Raw genomic sequence first — 18,920 nt, 5'->3', positions numbered from 1 at the left:
GTAATTATAAGTTTTTTAATGCCATTTTGATCAATTCCTCTACACTTCCGTTTGGCATTTCTTTAATTATTTTATCGAGTACTTTTTCAGATTGCTTTCTTGTGTAACCTAATACTTCCAAAGCAGATAACGTTTCTTCTTTGTTTGTATTGCTTTGAGACATCGAAACTTCGTCAAGATCGTATAATTTTAAGATTTTATCCTTTAATTCGATGATTACGCGCTGTGCAGTCTTCGCTCCAATTCCTTTTACACTTTGAACAGTTGCTACATCTCCAGAGCCAATTGCTTCACATATTTGCTGGGAAGACAAAGAAGATAACATTGTACGCGCCGTACTTGTTCCTATTCCAGAAACTGAAATTAGCAAACGAAATATAGCACGCTCAGCTTTTTGAAAGAATCCATAAAGTGTATGTGCGTCTTCACGAACATGAAGATGCGTGTACAGTTTTATGTTTTCTTGATTTGGAAGTTGCGTATAGGTAGTTAGCGAGATATTGATAAAGTATCCGACTCCATTACATTCTATCACTACATCTGTTGGATTTTTCTCTACGAGCTTCCCTTGTATATGAGTAATCATCTATTATTTACTAGTTAAAGTCCCAAATGTAATAAATTTATTCACATTAATTTAACCATTCGCTCCTTTAATATACTAATCTTGTATAGTTGTTTATTATAATTCTCCTTTTCGTTGTTCCCACTTTTCTTTTTCCTGCGCATCTACCACAGCTACTGCTGCCATATTAATCATTTCATCAACGCTTGCACCAAGCTGTAAAATGTGCACTGGTTTTCGCATTCCTAACATGATTGGCCCAATAGAATCAGCTTTGTTTAACTCCTTCATGAGTTTGTAGGTAATGTTTGCTGAATCTAAGTTTGGAAAGACTAAAGTATTAACTTCTTTCCCTGCTAGTTTAGAGAAAGGAAATTTTTCTGAAAGCATTTCGCGGTTCAACGCAAAATCTGATTGTACTGCACCATCTACATTAATATCTGGATAATATCTGTGTAAGTATTGAACAGCTTCTCCTACTTTTTTAGCATTTTCGTGTTCAGAAGAACCAAAGTTAGAGTACGATAACATCGCAATATTTGGCTCTAGTCCAAACATTTTTACCGTTAATGCTGTCATTTGTGCAATTTTTGCCAAATCTCGCGCAGACGGTTCTATATTGATTGATGTATCTGATAAGAATATTGGTCCGCGTTCAGTAATCATTAAGTTTGTGGTCGCTGCTTTTCGCACACCTTTTGCCGTTCCTATAAGTTCTAGCATTGGTTTTACGACTGTTGGATAACTTCTAGAATATCCTGAGATGAGTCCATCTGCATATCCATCATTCACCAACATAGCTGCAAAGTAGTTACGCTCGCGCATTTTCTTTTGCGCATCAATGAACGTTACGCCTTTACGTTTTCTGGATTCCCAATAAATTTCAGCAAATTTATCACGTCTTTCGGCTTGTTCATCACTTTTTGGATCAATGATTTCTACATCGCCATCAAATTCTAATTCGTCTCTGAGTTCGTGAATGAGTTTTTCATTTCCTAAAAGAATTGGAATTGCAATGCGCTCATCGTATACATATTGTGCCGCTTTGAGTACATCTAGGTGATCGGATTCTGCAAAAACAATACGTTTTGGATTCGTACGTGCTCTTTTATGTAATAATCGTATGATTTTATTGTCTGCTCCAAGTCTGTGTAAAAGCTCATCTTCATAACGCGCCCAATCTTCTATTGGTTCGGTTGCTACTCCAGATTCCATCGCAGCTTTTGCAATGGCTGGTGGAATTTTTGCAATGAGTCTTGGGTCAAATGGTTTTGGAATGATGTATTCTTTTCCAAACGCCAGTTTCGTTTCTGCGTAGGCAATATTTACTTGCTCTGGAACTGGTTCTTTTGCCAATGCTGCAATAGCTTTTACTGCTGCCATTTTCATTTCTTCATTGATCTTCGTTGCGCGTACATCTAGTGCACCGCGGAAGATGAATGGAAAACCAAGTACATTGTTTACTTGATTTGGATGATCTGAACGACCAGTAGCCATAATAATATCATCACGCGATGTAATGGCTTCTTCATAAGAAATCTCTGGCGTCGGATTTGCCATGGCAAATACAATTGGATTGTTTGCCATAGAGCGCAACATATCTTGCGACACAATATTCCCGACAGAAAGTCCTAAAAACACATCTGCATCTTTCATTGCATCTGCAAGTGAATCATAGTGTTTTGACGTTCTGAAACGCGCTTGCATTGGTGATAAATCTGTTCGATTTTTATGTAATAAACCATCTACATCAAACATAGCAATGTTTTCAAGTTTTGCGCCAAGTGCTATGTATAAATTCATACAAGAAACGGCTGCTGAACCTGCGCCTGATACTACAAAGCGCACTTCTTCTATGTTTTTTTCGGCCAATTCTAAGGCATTGATTAATGCTGCAGAAGAGATAATTGCCGTTCCATGCTGATCATCGTGCATGACAGGAATATCGAGTTCTTCTATCAGTCTGCGTTCTATTTCAAATGCTTCTGGTGCTTTGATGTCTTCGAGATTGATTCCTCCAAAAGTTGGTGCAATATTTTTTACCGTTTCAATGAATTGATCTACATCTTTCGTATCTACTTCAATATCAAAAACATCGATATCGGCAAAGATTTTAAAGAGCAACCCTTTTCCTTCCATAACTGGTTTGGATGCTTCCGGACCAATATCACCTAAACCTAAAACCGCCGTTCCGTTAGAGATGACCGCTACTAGGTTTCCTTTGGTGGTATATTTGTAGACATTTTTTTTGTCCTTTTCTATTTCTAAACAAGGTTCTGCAACTCCCGGGGAATACGCTAAAGATAAATCACGTTGCGTAGAATATCTTTTTGTAGGAACTACTTTAATTTTTCCTGGCGTTGGTTTAGCATGATATACTAGCGCTTCTCTCCTTTTGCGTTCTGTGTTACTCATATATTTTCTTTAGATACGAAATGCAAATGTAGCGTTTTTGCGAGAAAGGAAAGTAAGAAAAAAGGTCATAGTATGTTAATTTCTATGACCTTTTAATAATACAAACTACCCTAAATTAATCTTTCCCCCGTTAATTTATTTGATAGTTTGAAATTTTTAATTTGCAGAATAGCACCTGAATTACCTACATATACAAACAGAAGCGTTATTTAGTGTTTGAACAGTATCACCAGCATCACAACCTTGAGAACAACCAATTACAGTACATGCTCTTGTAGTTCTTCCTCCACCAGTTACTTCATTAGATGTAAAACTTGAAATACTCTTTTTTCCTAAATTCAATTTTAAATTTCTTTTTTTCATAGTGTATTTTTTAAATTATTATTTATATAAAAATCCTATTATTTGTCTACTCTCACAATACAGAATACAAATACGTATTGATCAATTTCATATTCGTTTTATATTCAAATAAAAAAAGCCTTATGAAATGTTTCATAAGGCTTTTTAATACTATTATTGGTTTAATTACAGTAGTAATTATTGTTTTACAAATTTTGAAGTAAAGATTTCTTCTCCTGTTTTGCAATATCCTTTTAGGATGTATATTCCTGGGACTAATTGCGACACCTGCAATGTAATATCTGAAGTACCTATATTGTCTTTATTAAATACTTTTCGTCCAAAAAGATTATGAATAGAAATTTTAGAGATGAGTGGTTTTTTAGAAATTTTATTTTCTAGTTTGATTTCGTTCTCAACTAATGTTGGCAGCATTTGATAAAGCGCTTGTTCTTCCGTTTGTTTGTTGCTAGCTCTTGGACTCGGCATTATAGTTGGCGTAATACAATGATCTGTTAAGTTAAGATTTGGATCAATTACAAATTCGGCTTCACCATTGGCATTAGGTTCTAATAGTGTTCCTGGTTCTAGTTTGATTGCATTTTTTCCAGTGACATGCACTCTGGATGATCCTGTAAATTCTTGATTCCTCATGATGATATTCCTAGATACGCCTTCAAACACAAAATCCCATCGGTTAAATTTTTGATTTTCAAGATAAGCATTTGACAATGGAGTCATTAAGTTATGTGTTAGCTTGACTGCTTTTCCTGTATTGAGTGTACCAGATCCATACTTATTTTCATAAGCCGCATTAGGACCAACATCTCCTATATATTTTGATGTTATTTTTAAAATAGATTCTATTTCCCCAAAAGATAAGCATTCATTTAAAGAATACATAAGTCCTACCGCACCTGTTACCTGTGGCGCCGATGACGAAGTACGAACACCATTAAATTGTGAATATTCTAAATTACCTGTTTCTAAGTACCTTCCATATCTAAAAATATTTCCAGCTGGGGCAACAAGATCTACTTTTTCATTTAAAACACCTGTAGATACCTCGTATATAAAAGCTTGATTTTCTAGAGGCTCACTACAGTCTGCAGTATTATTTGAAAAACCTAAAGACAAACCAACAACATCTTTGACATTAGACATTGCAGGATTCCCTGCGGCTGTTGTATACACATTACTACAATCAAAATCATTAATATAACCAACACCTCCCACAGAAATAACATTATCATACGCTGCTGGATAACGTATGTTATAATTATTATTTTCTTGATCATAGTTTCCGGAAGCACCAACAATAACCGTACCTGCTGCGGTAATTTGATTGATAATATATTGATGATATGCACTATAACCTGTTTCTGGTCCGGCCCAGCTACAGTTAATAACTCTAGCTCCTTGTTGATGTAGCTGTATTAAATTTTCATATCCTAAAGTACCACTACTTTCAAAGTAAATAGTTACCATACTACAATCATACCCTACACCTACAGTTCCTGCTCCGTTATCTCCTTGAGCTGCTGCGATTGCAGCAACACCATTACCATGACTACTAGATGTATTATTATTTGGAGTTAAATCTACTGTTTTACCTGCAAATTCCACATCGTTCTCATGCACATCTCCATCAGAAATACCAATAATAACATTTGGATCACCTGTAGTAATATCCCATGCATCCGGAACTTCTGTATAGTCATAATATGAAACATCTACAGGCAGCCCAGTATTAGCACCTCCTGTAACACCATAATCATTTGGGTAGTAACACAGTACATTTTCATCTTTTTTTACTTCGCCCCTAAACTCTAATAGCAACAAAGCATTGCCTACAGATTTACGTATTCCTTCTTCAATTTTATTAGAATCTGATGTAAGTGTTATAACATCTACAACCTTAGTCCAATCTTTTGGAGCACTTGGAAATGCTGTTTCAAATTTGTAAATACTATAAGTCTCAAAAAATTCTTTTATTTTTTTATCGTTCCCTTTATATTTAAGCGTGTTATCCGTATCTCTGTAAAGATTATCAGTTATACTACCAACCTTAGCTTCTTTTACATAGTATTCGTATGTTTGCGCACTTGATTTTAATACACCAAAAGAGAATAAAATAAAAAAGGTAAATATTATTTTATTTACATTCATAATCTTACTTTTTAAGTTCTTCTACCTCTTTTTTCAACGCTATCACATATAAAGTCAACTCTTCTATTTTTTGCAGTAGCAACTTGTTCATTTCTCCAACGTCAATTCCGTTTTCTTCTACTTCTTTGGCGCTTGGAATGTCTTTTAAATGACCGTTTTTAGCAATATATGCTTCTACTTCTTTAAGTGTTGGCAAGTTGTAATCTGACTCAAAAACATAATCAGCCCAGTCTGTATATACTTTTACGGCTGTTGCTCGCACTTTTCCATCCACAGATAAACGATACGTATCAGAACCATCTGTGAATGAGTTTGTCCCAATACCAACATTTGCGTCTGTTAGAATGTTTCCTTCAATTTTTGCACTTCCTTGTTTTACAATTAATTTGTGATTTTCATTTTCCAAATAGCTTGCATAATCTCCGATGACTACACGCGAATCTAATTTTGGCAAATGAATGTATGCGAATCCAATAGTACTTACAGAGGTTTTGAAGATATTATTCCCATTATAATCATTTAGAGTTAAGTACGTTCTATCTGATTTAGATAAATAATCTAAGCTCAATTGATTGTTCATGTTGTAAAAAGAAAAACCTGATGAAGGATCACTTGAATTAGACGATCCAAAATTAAAGAGTCTAGTTCCTTTTTTAGAATTTACCAATTTCCCCATGGCTAAAAAATGTCCGCTAAAATCACTTGGCGGATGTATCGTCAACATTTTATTGGCTAATGATGTTCCGATACCTACATTTCCGTTTCTGTAAATAGTTCCATCTACCGTTGCACTTCCGTTCCATTGCGCAAAGGTTGCGACTGTTGACAGCATAAAGATTGCTACTACTACTAATTTTTTCATAATGTGTTTTTTAACAGTTAATTTGTTAAAAATCAAACTATTTAGAAGCTTTCACAATACAGAATACAAAAGCGCATTACTTTATTTCATATTCGTTTCGTTTTAAAAATCACTCATAAAAAAACCTCCTGAAATGTATCAGGAGGTTGTTAATTAATATTTTATTAGCGTTAATTTAAGAAATCTGTAAAGTCAAAATCAAATTGAGTATACGTACAGTTGGTATCGCGAAAACTTCTGCTTGGTCTTACAATGATAATATTCCCTACTGTTCCACTAGTAACATTTGTTTCACTAATATTACATTCAGCGACATGCTTATACGCTTCATTATTAAAATTTTGATCTACTAAAGGATGCGCAGAAGATTTGATATTTCTTATTGGCATACTGAATCCATTAGGGAAGTAAATTTCTAAGCAGTTTTCTTCTAAAATAAGTCCTAAGTATTGCTCAAATCTTTCTTCATTAATTTCTTCTTCTGTTGCATTTGGATCTCCGTATTCAAAAATCCAAGATCCATGTTGATAGTTTGGATGCCCTGGTAATTCTGGTGGTGTAGGGTGATCTTTTGGACGCCCATCACTTACACAAGAAGGAGTAAGAATATATCTATAAAATTCAATTTTTAAAGCTTTTTTAAAAGATTGATCTGAAACTTCAAGCAAATCTGATAATGACACACTTCCAGAACCAGCGTTGTATGCATTGAGAAGTTGAGTTCGTCCCAAATTGCTATTCAAACCTACTTGCGAAGCTAAATATCCGGTCCATTCCATTAGGTTATGCAAGCGTATATCTTCTATCTCAGTGAGTGATTTAGCAATACTGGATTGTGTTTCTGTGTTTGTTTCCGTTAATTCTTCTGTACCACAAGAAGAAAAACTAAAAATGAATACTAATGCAATTAGTTTTAGTGAATTTTTCATGTTTTTTTGTTTTTTATATCAAATTTAAGAAGCTAAATATCTTTTACTAGGGAAGTTTCAGATTCGCTTTATTCTTATTCAAATACGTAGTTTATTATTTCATATTCGTTTGATCGAATATTTTTTCGATGACATAATCTTTACGTCTACTAGACACAGGCACTTTTATTTCGTGATTTACAATGAGTACACCTTGTCGATTGTATCGTAAGACATGTTTTTTATTGACGATGTATGATTGATGACAACGGATAAATACATCTTCTGAAAGAATTTCTATCACTTTTTTGATTGGTTTAGAGACTAATATTTTTTCAGATTGTAAGGTGTAGAATGTTGTATAGTTTCCTTCTGATCTGCAATACAGAATATCATCTTCATAGATGACATATACATTCTCCATGGTTTTGAGGACAATTCGCTTTTTTTGCACACCTTTAAAGTATTCACTAGAAATCTCTATTAATTTCTCCATATCATTTTCCTTTTTAGAACTTTCAATGGCCTTTTCAACAGCTTCTTTAAACTCAGCATCATCAATAGGCTTCAACATATAATCTAACGCGCCTACTTTAATCGCTTTTATAGCATGTTTATCAAAACCTGTAATGAAGATAATATCCAAATTGTTGGCTTCTATTTGATCTAGGATATCAAAACTAGTTCCGTCCGTGAGTTGAATATCCAAAAAGAGTAAATCTGGACTTTTTTCTTTGATCAACGTTACCGCTTGCTCCACACTTTCTGCTTCTCCAATAATTGCAATATCCTCACTGAAATATTGTTGTATTTTTTGACGAACATTATCTCTAATGTAAGATTCGTCATCGACTAATATGGCTTTAATCATCTTGTGAAAATTTATAAGGAATTAGAAACTTTACCAAAACTCCTGAATTGGATGCATCGGTATTGGTTTTATTTTGTATCTGAACGTTACTCTTAGTTGTTTTATTGATAAATTTTGAAATTAATTTTGTGGAAACCGATTTTTTATAGGTATTGTTCGTTTCTTTTATACCAATACCATTGTCTTCTATGGTACAGGCTATAAATTTATCTTCCAATCGTAGCTTTATATCTATATTCCCTTTGTAATCTATTCCTAAGAAACCATGTTCTATACTATTTTCTATGAACGGTTGCATGAGCATTGGCGGGATAAATAGGAATTCATCTTCTTCAAAATTTTCTAGTGTAATGGTATAGTCAAACTTTTTAGGAAAGCGTATCAATTGCAGTTCTAAGTATTTACGTAAAGATTCTAATTCATCCTCTATTTGCACATAATTGTGTAACGAATTCTCTAAAATCAATCGTAACAATCTTGAAAATTTCAGCAAATAGTTTACCGCTTTTTCTTGATTTTCTTTGACTTGATGTTGAATTACCGATAAGATATTGAACGTAAAATGCGGATTCATTTGAGAGCGCAATAAACGTTGTTGCATTTGCAAGTCTTGTTTTTGGAATTTGAGACGTCTTTGTCTGTAAAATAAATATACAATGATTACTAATAAACCTAAAAGAACAGATAATGAAATAAATATAATATTTCGTTGTTCAGATGCATTTTTTTCAGCCGTTGTTATTTTTTCTTGTTCATTAGCTCTTTTTAATGATTCTAGTTCTTCATCAATTTTTTCTTCATGTAATTTATTTTGACGATCAATGAGCGCTTTGTATTCTTCAAGCAAGCTTTCTTCACTATTTCCTTTGCCATAATTTACCCGAAAACGCAATTCATTATAAAACGAAACATATTCCGTAAAAGAATTTTCATCAATAATAGTACTTACAGTATCTAAATAACGCTCGGCTAATTCATATTCTTTCAACTCTATATATGATTCTGCCAAGTTATTATAGCCTTCTAATAAGTTATAATTCTTTCCACTCTCTATTTCTTTTGTAAGCGCAATGACACTATCATAATATTTAATTGCTTTTTTATAGTTTTTATCTGCAAAACTGAGTGTTCCATATTGACGCAGATACTGCCTTCGCGTATCTTTTTTTGTTGTTTTCACAACTTGCAGACTATCCAGAAATGCAAAAGCTTCTTGCTTTTTATTGAAATGATTATACAACATTCTTGCTTTTGAATTTCCCGCAACAACGTACATATCCATATTATTACTTGCTTTTGCAGCTTCCAATCCTTTCTTATTGTAATACCAAGCTTGCTCATAATTACCTAAAACGAAATACGAAACTTCCAAGAAATTATAGGCTATTGTCAAACCATACGCATGTTTTTTTTCATCCGAAATCTTTACGAATTTTTTTGCCACATCAATTACATTTGCCAATCTATCTTGGCTTCGATCAAGTATCCACGTATTCCAGAAATAAATTAGATTTCGGTCTCTAGTATTTGGTCCTTTCACTAAATCAACCGTTTTATGATAATAGTATGAAGCAGAATCTAATGCTTGCTTTTTATAATGATACACACCTTTTCTAAAAACGTTTTCAATGTATAATGAATCTGGCAGGTTTTTATCGCTATCAATAATTTTTTGAATTTGCTCAATATAAATCAATGTAGAATCACTAGCTTCTATATTCCGCTCAAGCGCTCTTAGTCTTTTGACTTCCGCTATTTTTTCAGAAAAGCTTCGTTTTGAATCTAGCTTTGTACATGAAAATATAAGCAGCATCAATATTGACAGCAGTATTAGGGGATTTTTTCGTGGAGAATAGATCATTTTTAGATTTCTCTTATTAGATTAAAAAAATACGTGCCGATATTTTTACCAAACATAAGAAATTCGCTAATGAAAAACGAACCTTGTTAAAATTCTTCGCAGTACATAAGACAAATATATTATTGACTGTACTGAATAGCCTTTTCTTTATTAGATGCTAAAAATGCAGAATCGTTGCTTCTATCTTATTAATTAGTCTTTTATTTATGGGTTTTCATACATTTCTCTAACCTTTTCAATCTCTTCTTCTGTTAAAAACTCTTCCCATAAGTTTTCAATTCCTTCATTCGCTAACGCTTCAAATGCTTTGTGAATCCAAGTTTCAAATTCCTGATCTTGATATTTATACATCCTCATGTCTCCAGCTAGAATATTGTGTCCAAATCTAGCCATCCATTCCCTAGGATTCATTTTTATATTAAAAACCTTCTCTTTCAAACGTTTTTCTTGTCCCTCTCTAAAGTCTCGACTAGCAAATTTCATAGGATTTTACTTCTTCTCTGTTTTTAAAAACTTAATATTACGCATTAACCCTGTGTATTTTGTTCGCTTTACAGCAGATTTCCGAAAGATTTCACTAAAAACTTCTTGCGTAATTTCTTCCCATTCTTTTTTAGACATAGAAAGCAATTCTGGATGCGGATTGAACAACGGTTCATTGTGTGGCTTTGAGAAACGATTCCAAGGACATACATCTTGACAAACATCGCAACCAAACATCCAATCGTCAAATTGCCCTTGTACATGCGTCGGAATTTCATTTTTTAATTCAATGGTAAAGTACGAGATACATTTGCTTCCATCTACTACATACGGATCTACAATAGCTTGTGTCGGACAGGCATCAATACACGCCGTACAACTTCCGCAATGATCAGTAACTGGCGAATCGTATTCTAACTCCAAGTCGATGATTAATTCCGCAATAAAATAAAACGAACCTACTTTTTGTGTGAGTAAATTGCTGTGTTTTCCAATCCAACCCAAACCACTTTTTGCCGCCCAAGCTTTGTCTAATACAGGTGCAGAATCGACAAATGCTCTTCCTGAGACTTCTCCGATTTCCTCTTGAATGAAATTTAGCAAGTGTTTTAATTTATCTTTTATGACAAAATGATAATCCGTTCCATAAGCATATTTGGAAATTTTTGGCGCTGCTAAATCTTTTTGTATTTCTGATGGATAGTAATTTAAGAGTAAAGACACTACCGATTTTGAATCTTCTACTAATTTCGTTGGATCGAGTCGCTTGTCAAAATGATTTTCCATGTATTGCATTTCGCCATGCATGTTTTTGTTGAGCCAAGCCTCTAATCGTGGCGCTTCTTCTTCTAAGAATGCTGCTTTTGAAATTCCACAGGACAGAAAACCCAAGCGTTTTGCCTCAGCTTTGATGAGTTCTGTATGTTTTTGTGTTGAATTCAAGTAGTTCTTTTTGTAAATTTTAGCGTAAGATTGATTGGTTTTAGTGTAATGAGTGGCGACACTTCCACTTTTTCTTGATCGGTTTCTATGTGATATTTTTTCAGCATTGCATACACCGACAACATCATTTCATAGAGTGCAAAACCATTTCCGATACACATTCTTGGTCCTGCACCAAACGGAAAATAAAATCCTGCGGTTTCTTTTCGATGTTCGTCAGAGAAACGCTCTGGCACAAAATCGTTCGGATTTTTCCAGTATTTTTCATTTCTATGAAGTTCGTAAAAAGAAATTCCGATCATGGTTCCTTTTTCAATAGCATAATCTGCAAACGAATCGTCTTCAATGGCAACTCTATCCGTAATCCACGCTGGCGGATACAATCGCATTGATTCTTCTACGCAGTTTTTTACATAGTTGAGTTTTGCAATTTTTTCCATCGGCGGTAAGCCATCATCTATAGCATCAATTTCTTTTAATACTTTTTGATAGACTTCTGGATTTTTAGCAATGAGATGAAATGTAAATGTCAGCGCATTTGCAGTAGTTTCATGTCCTGCCACAAAGAAGATTAAGATTTCGTCAATCAATTGTTCATTGGTCATAGAAGTACCATCATCTTCATATTTTGCTTTGAGCAACATGTCTAATAAATCATCATGTGTTGCATCAGATACGCGGCGTTCATCGATGACTTTGTTGATAATTTCGCGACTTTTTTCTACTAGTTTTAAATGTTTTTTTACCAAACCGCTTACTTCATACCACCATTTTTTATGTGGTTGTCGAATTTCACGAATGATAAATTCCTGCAAAGTTTCTATAATTTTCTGCAGCTGATGCATGGTATCATCGTCTGAAGAGTAATTAAATAAAGATTTTGCAACCACATGAAACGCCAATTCGTTCATGATTGGATAGGAATCAATGCTTTTATTTTCTGGAATGTTTTCGATTTGTTTTTCAATCGTGCTTTCCATGATTGCGACTAATTTTTGCAGCTTTTCTCTATGGAATGCTGGCTGAATGAGTCGTCGTTGTTTTAACCAATAATCACCACTAGACGTCAACAAACCTTTCCCTACGTACTTTGATAAGAATTTTGTTTGAATTTTAGATTTGTTATAATTCCGATGATTTTTTCGCAACAGATGTTTTGTGATTTCAGCATCGCGCGTTAACATCACTTTTTTTGAGAATGGCGGAGCAATTGCAAATGAATCCCCATGTTTTTGAAAACCATCTCTATGAAACGGAATAGGATTTCTGGTAATTGAAGATGATTTCAGAAACAATTTGAAAAACGGAATCTTATTTGGGTATTTGTATGACATGCTTGGTATTGGCTAATTTGTCTGTTTGTTAATTCGTTATTCGCTGTTCTAAAACACTTTTACATTTAAAATTCAACATTCATAATTTATCGTTTCAAAACAATCCTCCTTGAATACCTCCTTTGACTCTTCCGAGATGTTTGTAAGCAAGTTCCGTGACTTCCCTTCCTCTAGGTGTTCGGATAATGAATCCTTGTTGAATGAGAAATGGTTCATATACTTCTTCAATGGTTTCACCACTTTCAGAAACTGCCGTAGCTAAGGTTGTAATTCCAACAGGACCACCTTTAAATTTATCTATAATCGTTGACAGAATTCTATTGTCCATTTCATCCAAACCATAAGCATCTACATTTAGCGCTTTTAGACTGAAACGCGCTATTTCTATATCAATACTACCATTTCCTTTGATTTGAGCAAAATCACGCACTCTACGCAGTAATGCGTTGGCGATACGAGGTGTTCCACGACTTCTTCCTGCAATTTCTATAGCTGCTTCCATACTAATAGGAACATTTAATATTTGCGCACTACGTTGTACGATGGTAGACAACAATTCTGTTGAATAGTACTGCAATCGGCTTGCAATTCCAAATCGCGCTCGCATTGGCGCTGTTAATAAACCTGAGCGTGTAGTTGCTCCAACGAGTGTAAAAGGATTTAGATTGATTTGAACGGTTCTGGCATTCGGACCAGATTCAATCATAATATCAATCTTATAGTCCTCCATTGCCGAATACAAATATTCTTCTACAATGGGACTCAATCGGTGTATTTCATCAATAAACAATACATCACGCTCATCAAGATTGGTTAACAATCCTGCTAGGTCGCCTGGTTTGTCCAACACAGGTCCTGAAGTTACCTTGATGCTGGCTCCAAGTTCATTTGCCAATATATGCGCCAAGGTTGTTTTTCCTAATCCTGGAGGACCATGAAATAAGGTATGATCTAATGCATCATCACGAAGATTAGCTGCCTGCACAAATACTTGCAGGTTTTCTAGCACTTGGTCTTGTCCAGTAAAGTCATCAAAGGATAGTGGGCGTAATGCTTTTTCAACATCTAATTCTTCGGATGAATAGTTCTGATTTGTAGGGTCTAAGTTATCATTCATTAAAACAAAGATAAAAAAGAAAAGCCTTTCTATGTAGAAAGGCTTTTTATTATTTATAAATTCAGTGTATGAATTTTATGTTTCATGAGATTTTCGTTTTCACAAAAATTTTAGTGGTGCAATTCTTCTTCACCTTCTTTCATTGGTACATTTTGAGGAACAAAGTCATCATCATGTCCTGGTTTACTATAATCGTAAGCCCAACGGTGTACATGAGGAATTTCTCCTGGCCAGTTTCCGTGCATGTGCTCAACAGGCGCTGTCCACTCTAAAGTATTTGATTTCCATGGGTTTTGTGGCGCTTTCTTACCGTAGAACATACTACTAAAGAAGTTGTACAAGAACACCAATTGGAAAATTCCTCCAATGATTGCAAACATTGTAATAACTACATTCACATCTGCTAAATCATCGAATAATGGGAATTCTGAGTTTGTATAGTAACGTCTTGGTAATCCTGCCATTCCAATAAAGTGCATTGGGAAGAATACTCCGTACGCACAGACAGCAGTTACCCAGAAGTGAATATACCCTAAGTTTTTGTTCATCATTCTTCCAAACATACGTGGAAACCAGTGATAAATTCCTGCAAACATTCCGTATAATGCTGAGATACCCATTACTAAGTGGAAGTGTGCTACTACAAAGTACGTATCGTGAACGTTGATATCTAATGTACTATCACCTAAAATAATACCTGTTAATCCACCAGTGATGAATGTAGATACTAATCCGATAGAGAATAACATTGCAGGGTTTAGCTGCAGGTTTCCTTTCCAGAGTGTGGTGATATAGTTAAATGCTTTTACCGCGGACGGTATGGCAATTAATAATGTTGTGAATGTAAATACTGATCCTAAGAATGGATTCATTCCTGAGATAAACATGTGGTGACCCCATACAATTGTCGATAAGAATGCAATTGCTAGAATTGAGGCGACCATGGCTCGATATCCGAAAATCGGTTTCCGCGAGTTGGTGGCTATAATTTCGGAGGTAATACCTAATGCCGGAAGTAATACAATATATACTTCAGGATGCCCTAAGAACCAGAATAAGTGTTCAAATAATACGGGTGATCCACCTTGATAATGTAATACTTCTCCTTGTATGAATATATCGGATAGATAGAACGAGGTTCCAAAACTTCTATCGAATATTAATAACAATGCTGCAGATAATAATACTGGGAACGATACAACACCAATGATAGCTGTTACAAAGAAAGCCCAGATTGTTAATGGTAATCTTGTCATTGACATCCCTTTTGTTCTAAGGTTGATTACCGTAACGATATAGTTTAATGATCCTAGTAAAGATGATGCAATGAAAATTGCCATCGATACCAACCATAATGTCATTCCTAAACCTGATCCTGGAATTGCTTCTGGTAACGCACTTAAAGGAGGATAAATTGTCCAACCTGCTGATGCTGCTCCACCTTCAACAAATAAAGATAATACCATGATTACACTTGAGATAAAGAATAACCAGTATGATACCATGTTTAAGAATCCTGAAGCCATATCACGAGCTCCAATTTGCAACGGAATTAGTAAGTTACTAAACGTACCACTCAGTCCGGCTGTCAATACAAAGAATACCATGATGGTACCGTGAATGGTAACTAATGCTAAGTATTTATCAGCACTTAATACTCCATCTGGTGCCCAGTTTCCTAAGAATATTTCAAAGATTGTAAATGATTCTTTTGGCCATGCAATTTGCATACGGAAGAATATAGACATCATGACTCCAATAACTCCCATGATAGTACCCGTAATTAGGTACTGCTTGGCAATCATTTTATGATCTTGACTAAATATATATTTAGTGATGAATGTCTCTTTATGATGATGTCCGTGATCATGTCCGTGATCGTGTCCGTGATCTTTTGCGTGTAATGCTTCTGCTGACATATCTATCTATTATATCTTTAATTATTTTTTATTTTATTTCTTTTTTCCGAAAGTTTCTTGTGCTGCAATCCACTTATCGAAGTCTTCTTGGCTTTCTACAATTACTTTCATTTGCATGTTGTAGTGAGATTCACCACAGATTTTATTACATAATAAAAGAAAATCGAACTCATAAGGTTCTAAAGCCTCTTCACCTTTAGCTGCAAGCTCTTTACTTTTTGCTGCTCTGATCGAATTGATACGACTCACCTTATTGACAATTTTAGGTGTTTCACGCATTTCAGCAGTCGTTTTCGTTGGTGTCATTGCAAACTCTGTAGTTTGACCAGGAACACAGTTCATCTGCATTCTAAAGTGTGGCATATATGCAGAGTGCAATACGTCTTGTGAACGCATTTTGAAAACTACTTTTCGTCCAACAGGCAAGCGAAGTTCTTGTGTAATAACATCATCTTGTGCATACTTATCTTCTCTGTCTAATCCTAAGATATTTGGATTATCGCCTAAATCGATTAAACGAACATTTGCTTTTCCAAGAACATTGTCTTCTCCAGCATATCGAGCTTTCCAGTTAAACTGTTGTGCATATAATTCAACTACGATTGGATCATCATCCATGTTCACATCCATAATTTCATTCCAAGTAAATAATCCGTAAAGAATTAAACCTGCTAATGTAATTACTGGAATGATTGTCCAAATAAATTCCAATTTGTCATTATCTGCATAGTACAATGCTTTTCTTCCTTTTTTACCTCTGTATTTGAATGCAAAGTAGTGTAATAAAGCTTGTGTCACCGTTTGTACAAAGAAGATCAACACCATTGATATAACCATCAAGGTATCGACACTTGTTCCGTGTTCTGATGCTGAATTTCCAATTAATGGCAGATCTCCCCATTTCCAGAAGGAGATTATTGTGATTACATATATGAACATCAAGAATCCCATCATGAGGTATCCATTGATATTATTATCCTTGTCATTCGCTACTTGAGTATTATCTGCTTTCGCTTGTGATAAATCAAATATCTTCGTCAGCTGCCAAATTGCGATTGCAATTAGGATAAGTACTATAAATGTTAGTAAACCAGTAGTCATCTTATTTTATACTGTTTTGAAATTAATTAATAATGAAATTGTTTACTTTCTTCAATAAACGGATTTCGTTTTGCCAATAATGGTTTCTTTGTCAGTGTTGTAAATACTACAAAGATGAATAATCCTAAGAATAATAAGACTGCTCCTATTTCTGCCATTCCAAGTGACCAGTTTGGTCCTACCGTTGCAGGCATTACCATGTTGAACACGTCTATATAGTGACCGAATAGAATTATAATTCCAGCGATTACAATAATCCAATTTAATCTCTTGAAATCACTATTCATTAAGATTAATAATGGGAATATTAAGTTTAATGCTAACATTCCAAAGAATGGCAAGTTATAATCATCAATTCTTGTAATGAAGTATGTTACTTCTTCTGGAATGTTTGAGTACCAGATTAACATGAATTGAGAGAACCATAAGTATGTCCAGAAGATACTAATACCGAACATAAACTTTGCTAAATCGTGTAAATGACTATCATTTACATATTCTAGATATCCTTTTGATTTAAGGTATATTGTAATTAATGCGATTACTGTAATCCCAGATACAAACATACTTGCAAATACATACCATCCAAATAATGTGCTGAACCAGTGGTGATCAAATGACATAATCCAGTCCCAAGACATCATTGATTCTGAGATTAAGAACAATACTAAGAATACCGCAGATAGTCTGAAGTTCTTTTTAAAGTTGCTATTGTCGCTTGCTTCATCTTGACGAGAAGAAAAACGTCTTGAAAGTACACTGTATGCAATCCATATAGAACTATAAATAATAGCTCTGACGATAAATCCTGTTCCATTTAACCAACCGCTTTTACCAACAGTTAGCTTGTCATAGTTTACACTATTTGGATCTTGTAAGCTTGGTTCCATCCAATGGAATAAGTGATTCCAATGCATTACCGAACAAACAATTAGAATGATCATAATTATTGTTCCTGGAATGATGTAGGCTCCAATACCTTCCATGACTCTAAATAATAGTGGTGACCAACCTGCTTGTGCTGCACGTTGTATAGCGTAGAATGCTAATACTCCTAGAGCAATCATCATAAAGAAAAAGGCTGCTACATATACTGCTGCCCAAGGCTTATTTTGCAATTGACCTAATTTGTGCGCATCGTGCTTTGCAGAATCGTGATGACCGCCAGCTTCAGTTCCATGTGCTTCTCCATGAGATGCATCGCCATGATGTTCTTTAGCTTCTGTTTTATGATCATCGTGATGTGCTGTTTTACCATCATCGTGTTTTGCATCTCCATGACCTGCGCCATGTCCATGTCCGTGATCTGCTTCCATTGCCTTCATATCTTCTACTGAACCTGGCACACTAGCAAAGCTTAACCCTACCATAATAGCTCCAAGTACAAAGGAAATAATTGCAAAAAGTCTTAATCTATTTGAAAACGTATACATTGTATATAATTCTATATCGTTATTGGTCTTATTTTAATTCAGATTTCAATTTTAATACATACTGTACCACTTGCCAGCGTTCTTTTGTATTTAATTGATTTGCGTGTGATCCCATGTTGTTTTTACCATACATAATTACATGATAAATACTTCCTTCTGTAATGGCTCTCGCTGGGTCATTATATTTAGGAATTCCTAAGAATTTTTCACGCTTTGCTAACGTTCCTTGTCCATCACCTTTATTTCCATGACAAACTGCACAATAAATTCCGTAAAGCTCTTTTCCTTTTGCTAAACTTTCTTCTGTTGTTGGTATTGGATTTAGCAATTCTGCTTTCGCTGCTTCATAGCCTTCATTCGTATTGTCATAGTCATAAGGCATCCAACCTCTCTTTATAGTACCATCTGCAGGAATTTGCGCTTCCATTTTCGTTTCAAATCCTCCATAAGGCACACCATTTACTTCCTGATATGCTTCATATCCTATAGATTCATACATGTTAGGAAAGTACTGATAGTTTGGCTGTGATTTATCAAAGCATGAAGTCATGAGCAATGCTGCTCCAAAAACGACTCCTATTTTTATAAGGCTCTTCAT

General features: G+C 34.7%; 16 protein-coding genes. All 16 read right to left on the bottom strand.

Annotated elements, in window-relative coordinates; genetic code table 11:
• Positions 1 to 4: 4 nt before the first annotated feature.
• The 16 genes from ruvA to Q0845_RS02420 all read right to left on the bottom strand — a co-directional run bounded on the left by ruvA (position 5) and on the right by Q0845_RS02420 (position 18,920).
• Entirely contained in the window at positions 5 to 586 is a 582-nt protein-coding gene (gene ruvA / locus Q0845_RS02495; RefSeq protein ID WP_298508601.1) for a Holliday junction branch migration protein RuvA, read from the bottom strand.
• A gap of 96 nt (positions 587 to 682) precedes the next feature.
• Positions 683 to 2,980 carry an NADP-dependent malic enzyme gene (locus Q0845_RS02490; RefSeq protein WP_298508597.1) on the bottom strand — a complete coding sequence of 766 codons (2,298 nt, stop codon included), beginning with the start codon at positions 2,978 to 2,980 and terminating at the stop codon, positions 683 to 685.
• Positions 2,981 to 3,160: 180 nt separating this feature from the next.
• On the bottom strand, positions 3,161 to 3,343 hold the full coding sequence (locus Q0845_RS02485) for a hypothetical protein (protein WP_298508595.1): 183 nt from the start codon (positions 3,341 to 3,343) through the stop codon (positions 3,161 to 3,163).
• 177 nt (positions 3,344 to 3,520) lie between these two features.
• A complete protein-coding gene (locus Q0845_RS02480) occupies positions 3,521 to 5,491 on the bottom strand; it encodes a S8 family serine peptidase (protein ID WP_298508593.1) in 1,971 nt (656 codons plus the stop codon).
• A gap of 4 nt (positions 5,492 to 5,495) precedes the next feature.
• Positions 5,496 to 6,353, bottom strand: a complete 858-nt coding sequence (locus tag Q0845_RS02475; RefSeq protein ID WP_298508590.1) for a hypothetical protein — start codon at positions 6,351 to 6,353, stop codon at positions 5,496 to 5,498.
• A gap of 170 nt (positions 6,354 to 6,523) precedes the next feature.
• Positions 6,524 to 7,282: a hypothetical protein gene (locus Q0845_RS02470; RefSeq protein ID WP_298508587.1), complete on the bottom strand. Its 759-nt coding sequence runs from the start codon at positions 7,280 to 7,282 to the stop codon at positions 6,524 to 6,526.
• A gap of 94 nt (positions 7,283 to 7,376) precedes the next feature.
• Entirely contained in the window at positions 7,377 to 8,132 is a 756-nt protein-coding gene (locus tag Q0845_RS02465; RefSeq protein WP_298508584.1) for a LytTR family DNA-binding domain-containing protein, read from the bottom strand.
• On the bottom strand, positions 8,125 to 9,945 hold the full coding sequence (locus tag Q0845_RS02460) for a histidine kinase (RefSeq protein WP_298508582.1): 1,821 nt from the start codon (positions 9,943 to 9,945) through the stop codon (positions 8,125 to 8,127). Before Q0845_RS02460 ends, Q0845_RS02465 begins: the two co-directional genes overlap by 8 nt.
• Positions 9,946 to 10,197: 252 nt before the next feature.
• The gene (locus tag Q0845_RS02455; protein WP_298508579.1) at positions 10,198 to 10,476 is read right to left on the bottom strand and encodes a hypothetical protein; all 279 of its coding nucleotides are present in this window, start codon (positions 10,474 to 10,476) and stop codon (positions 10,198 to 10,200) included.
• A gap of 6 nt (positions 10,477 to 10,482) precedes the next feature.
• Positions 10,483 to 11,418, bottom strand: coding sequence for a tRNA epoxyqueuosine(34) reductase QueG (gene queG / locus Q0845_RS02450; RefSeq protein WP_298508576.1), 936 nt, complete (start codon positions 11,416 to 11,418; stop codon positions 10,483 to 10,485).
• Positions 11,415 to 12,752, bottom strand: a complete 1,338-nt coding sequence (locus tag Q0845_RS02445; protein WP_298508574.1) for a cytochrome P450 — start codon at positions 12,750 to 12,752, stop codon at positions 11,415 to 11,417. The genes queG and Q0845_RS02445 overlap by 4 nt, the downstream gene beginning before the upstream one ends.
• A gap of 94 nt (positions 12,753 to 12,846) precedes the next feature.
• Entirely contained in the window at positions 12,847 to 13,869 is a 1,023-nt protein-coding gene (gene ruvB, locus Q0845_RS02440; protein WP_298508569.1) for a Holliday junction branch migration DNA helicase RuvB, read from the bottom strand.
• Between the two features lie 110 nt (positions 13,870 to 13,979).
• Entirely contained in the window at positions 13,980 to 15,788 is a 1,809-nt protein-coding gene (locus Q0845_RS02435) for a cbb3-type cytochrome c oxidase subunit I (RefSeq protein WP_298508566.1), read from the bottom strand.
• A gap of 33 nt (positions 15,789 to 15,821) precedes the next feature.
• Entirely contained in the window at positions 15,822 to 16,889 is a 1,068-nt protein-coding gene (locus Q0845_RS02430; RefSeq protein ID WP_298508563.1) for a cytochrome c oxidase subunit II, read from the bottom strand.
• Between the two features lie 26 nt (positions 16,890 to 16,915).
• A complete protein-coding gene (locus tag Q0845_RS02425; protein ID WP_298508560.1) occupies positions 16,916 to 18,322 on the bottom strand; it encodes a quinol:cytochrome C oxidoreductase in 1,407 nt (468 codons plus the stop codon).
• A gap of 28 nt (positions 18,323 to 18,350) precedes the next feature.
• On the bottom strand, positions 18,351 to 18,920 hold the full coding sequence (locus Q0845_RS02420) for a cytochrome c (protein WP_298508557.1): 570 nt from the start codon (positions 18,918 to 18,920) through the stop codon (positions 18,351 to 18,353).

The sequence above is a fragment of the uncultured Kordia sp. genome (assembly GCF_947489565.1).
Taxonomy (GTDB): Bacteria; Bacteroidota; Bacteroidia; order Flavobacteriales; family Flavobacteriaceae; genus Kordia.
The sequence above is the reverse complement of the archived record's forward strand: the minus strand, read 5'-3'. Positions and strand labels throughout refer to the sequence as shown.

Excerpts from the sequence above, each read along its gene's own strand:
- ruvA (WP_298508601.1), bottom strand. The coding sequence starts at position 586 with ATGATTACTCATATACAAGGGAAGCTCGTAGAGAAAAATCCAACAGAT.
- Q0845_RS02490 (WP_298508597.1), bottom strand. The coding sequence starts at position 2,980 with ATGAGTAACACAGAACGCAAAAGGAGAGAAGCGCTAGTATATCATGCT.
- Q0845_RS02485 (WP_298508595.1), bottom strand. The coding sequence starts at position 3,343 with ATGAAAAAAAGAAATTTAAAATTGAATTTAGGAAAAAAGAGTATTTCA.
- Q0845_RS02480 (WP_298508593.1), bottom strand. The coding sequence starts at position 5,491 with ATGAATGTAAATAAAATAATATTTACCTTTTTTATTTTATTCTCTTTT.
- Q0845_RS02475 (WP_298508590.1), bottom strand. The coding sequence starts at position 6,353 with ATGAAAAAATTAGTAGTAGTAGCAATCTTTATGCTGTCAACAGTCGCA.
- Q0845_RS02470 (WP_298508587.1), bottom strand. The coding sequence starts at position 7,282 with ATGAAAAATTCACTAAAACTAATTGCATTAGTATTCATTTTTAGTTTT.
- Q0845_RS02465 (WP_298508584.1), bottom strand. The coding sequence starts at position 8,132 with ATGATTAAAGCCATATTAGTCGATGACGAATCTTACATTAGAGATAAT.
- Q0845_RS02460 (WP_298508582.1), bottom strand. The coding sequence starts at position 9,945 with ATGCTGCTTATATTTTCATGTACAAAGCTAGATTCAAAACGAAGCTTT.
- Q0845_RS02455 (WP_298508579.1), bottom strand. The coding sequence starts at position 10,476 with ATGAAATTTGCTAGTCGAGACTTTAGAGAGGGACAAGAAAAACGTTTG.
- Q0845_RS02445 (WP_298508574.1), bottom strand. The coding sequence starts at position 12,752 with ATGTCATACAAATACCCAAATAAGATTCCGTTTTTCAAATTGTTTCTG.
- ruvB (WP_298508569.1), bottom strand. The coding sequence starts at position 13,869 with ATGAATGATAACTTAGACCCTACAAATCAGAACTATTCATCCGAAGAA.
- Q0845_RS02435 (WP_298508566.1), bottom strand. The coding sequence starts at position 15,788 with ATGTCAGCAGAAGCATTACACGCAAAAGATCACGGACACGATCACGGA.
- Q0845_RS02430 (WP_298508563.1), bottom strand. The coding sequence starts at position 16,889 with ATGACTACTGGTTTACTAACATTTATAGTACTTATCCTAATTGCAATC.
- Q0845_RS02425 (WP_298508560.1), bottom strand. The coding sequence starts at position 18,322 with ATGTATACGTTTTCAAATAGATTAAGACTTTTTGCAATTATTTCCTTT.
- Q0845_RS02420 (WP_298508557.1), bottom strand. The coding sequence starts at position 18,920 with ATGAAGAGCCTTATAAAAATAGGAGTCGTTTTTGGAGCAGCATTGCTC.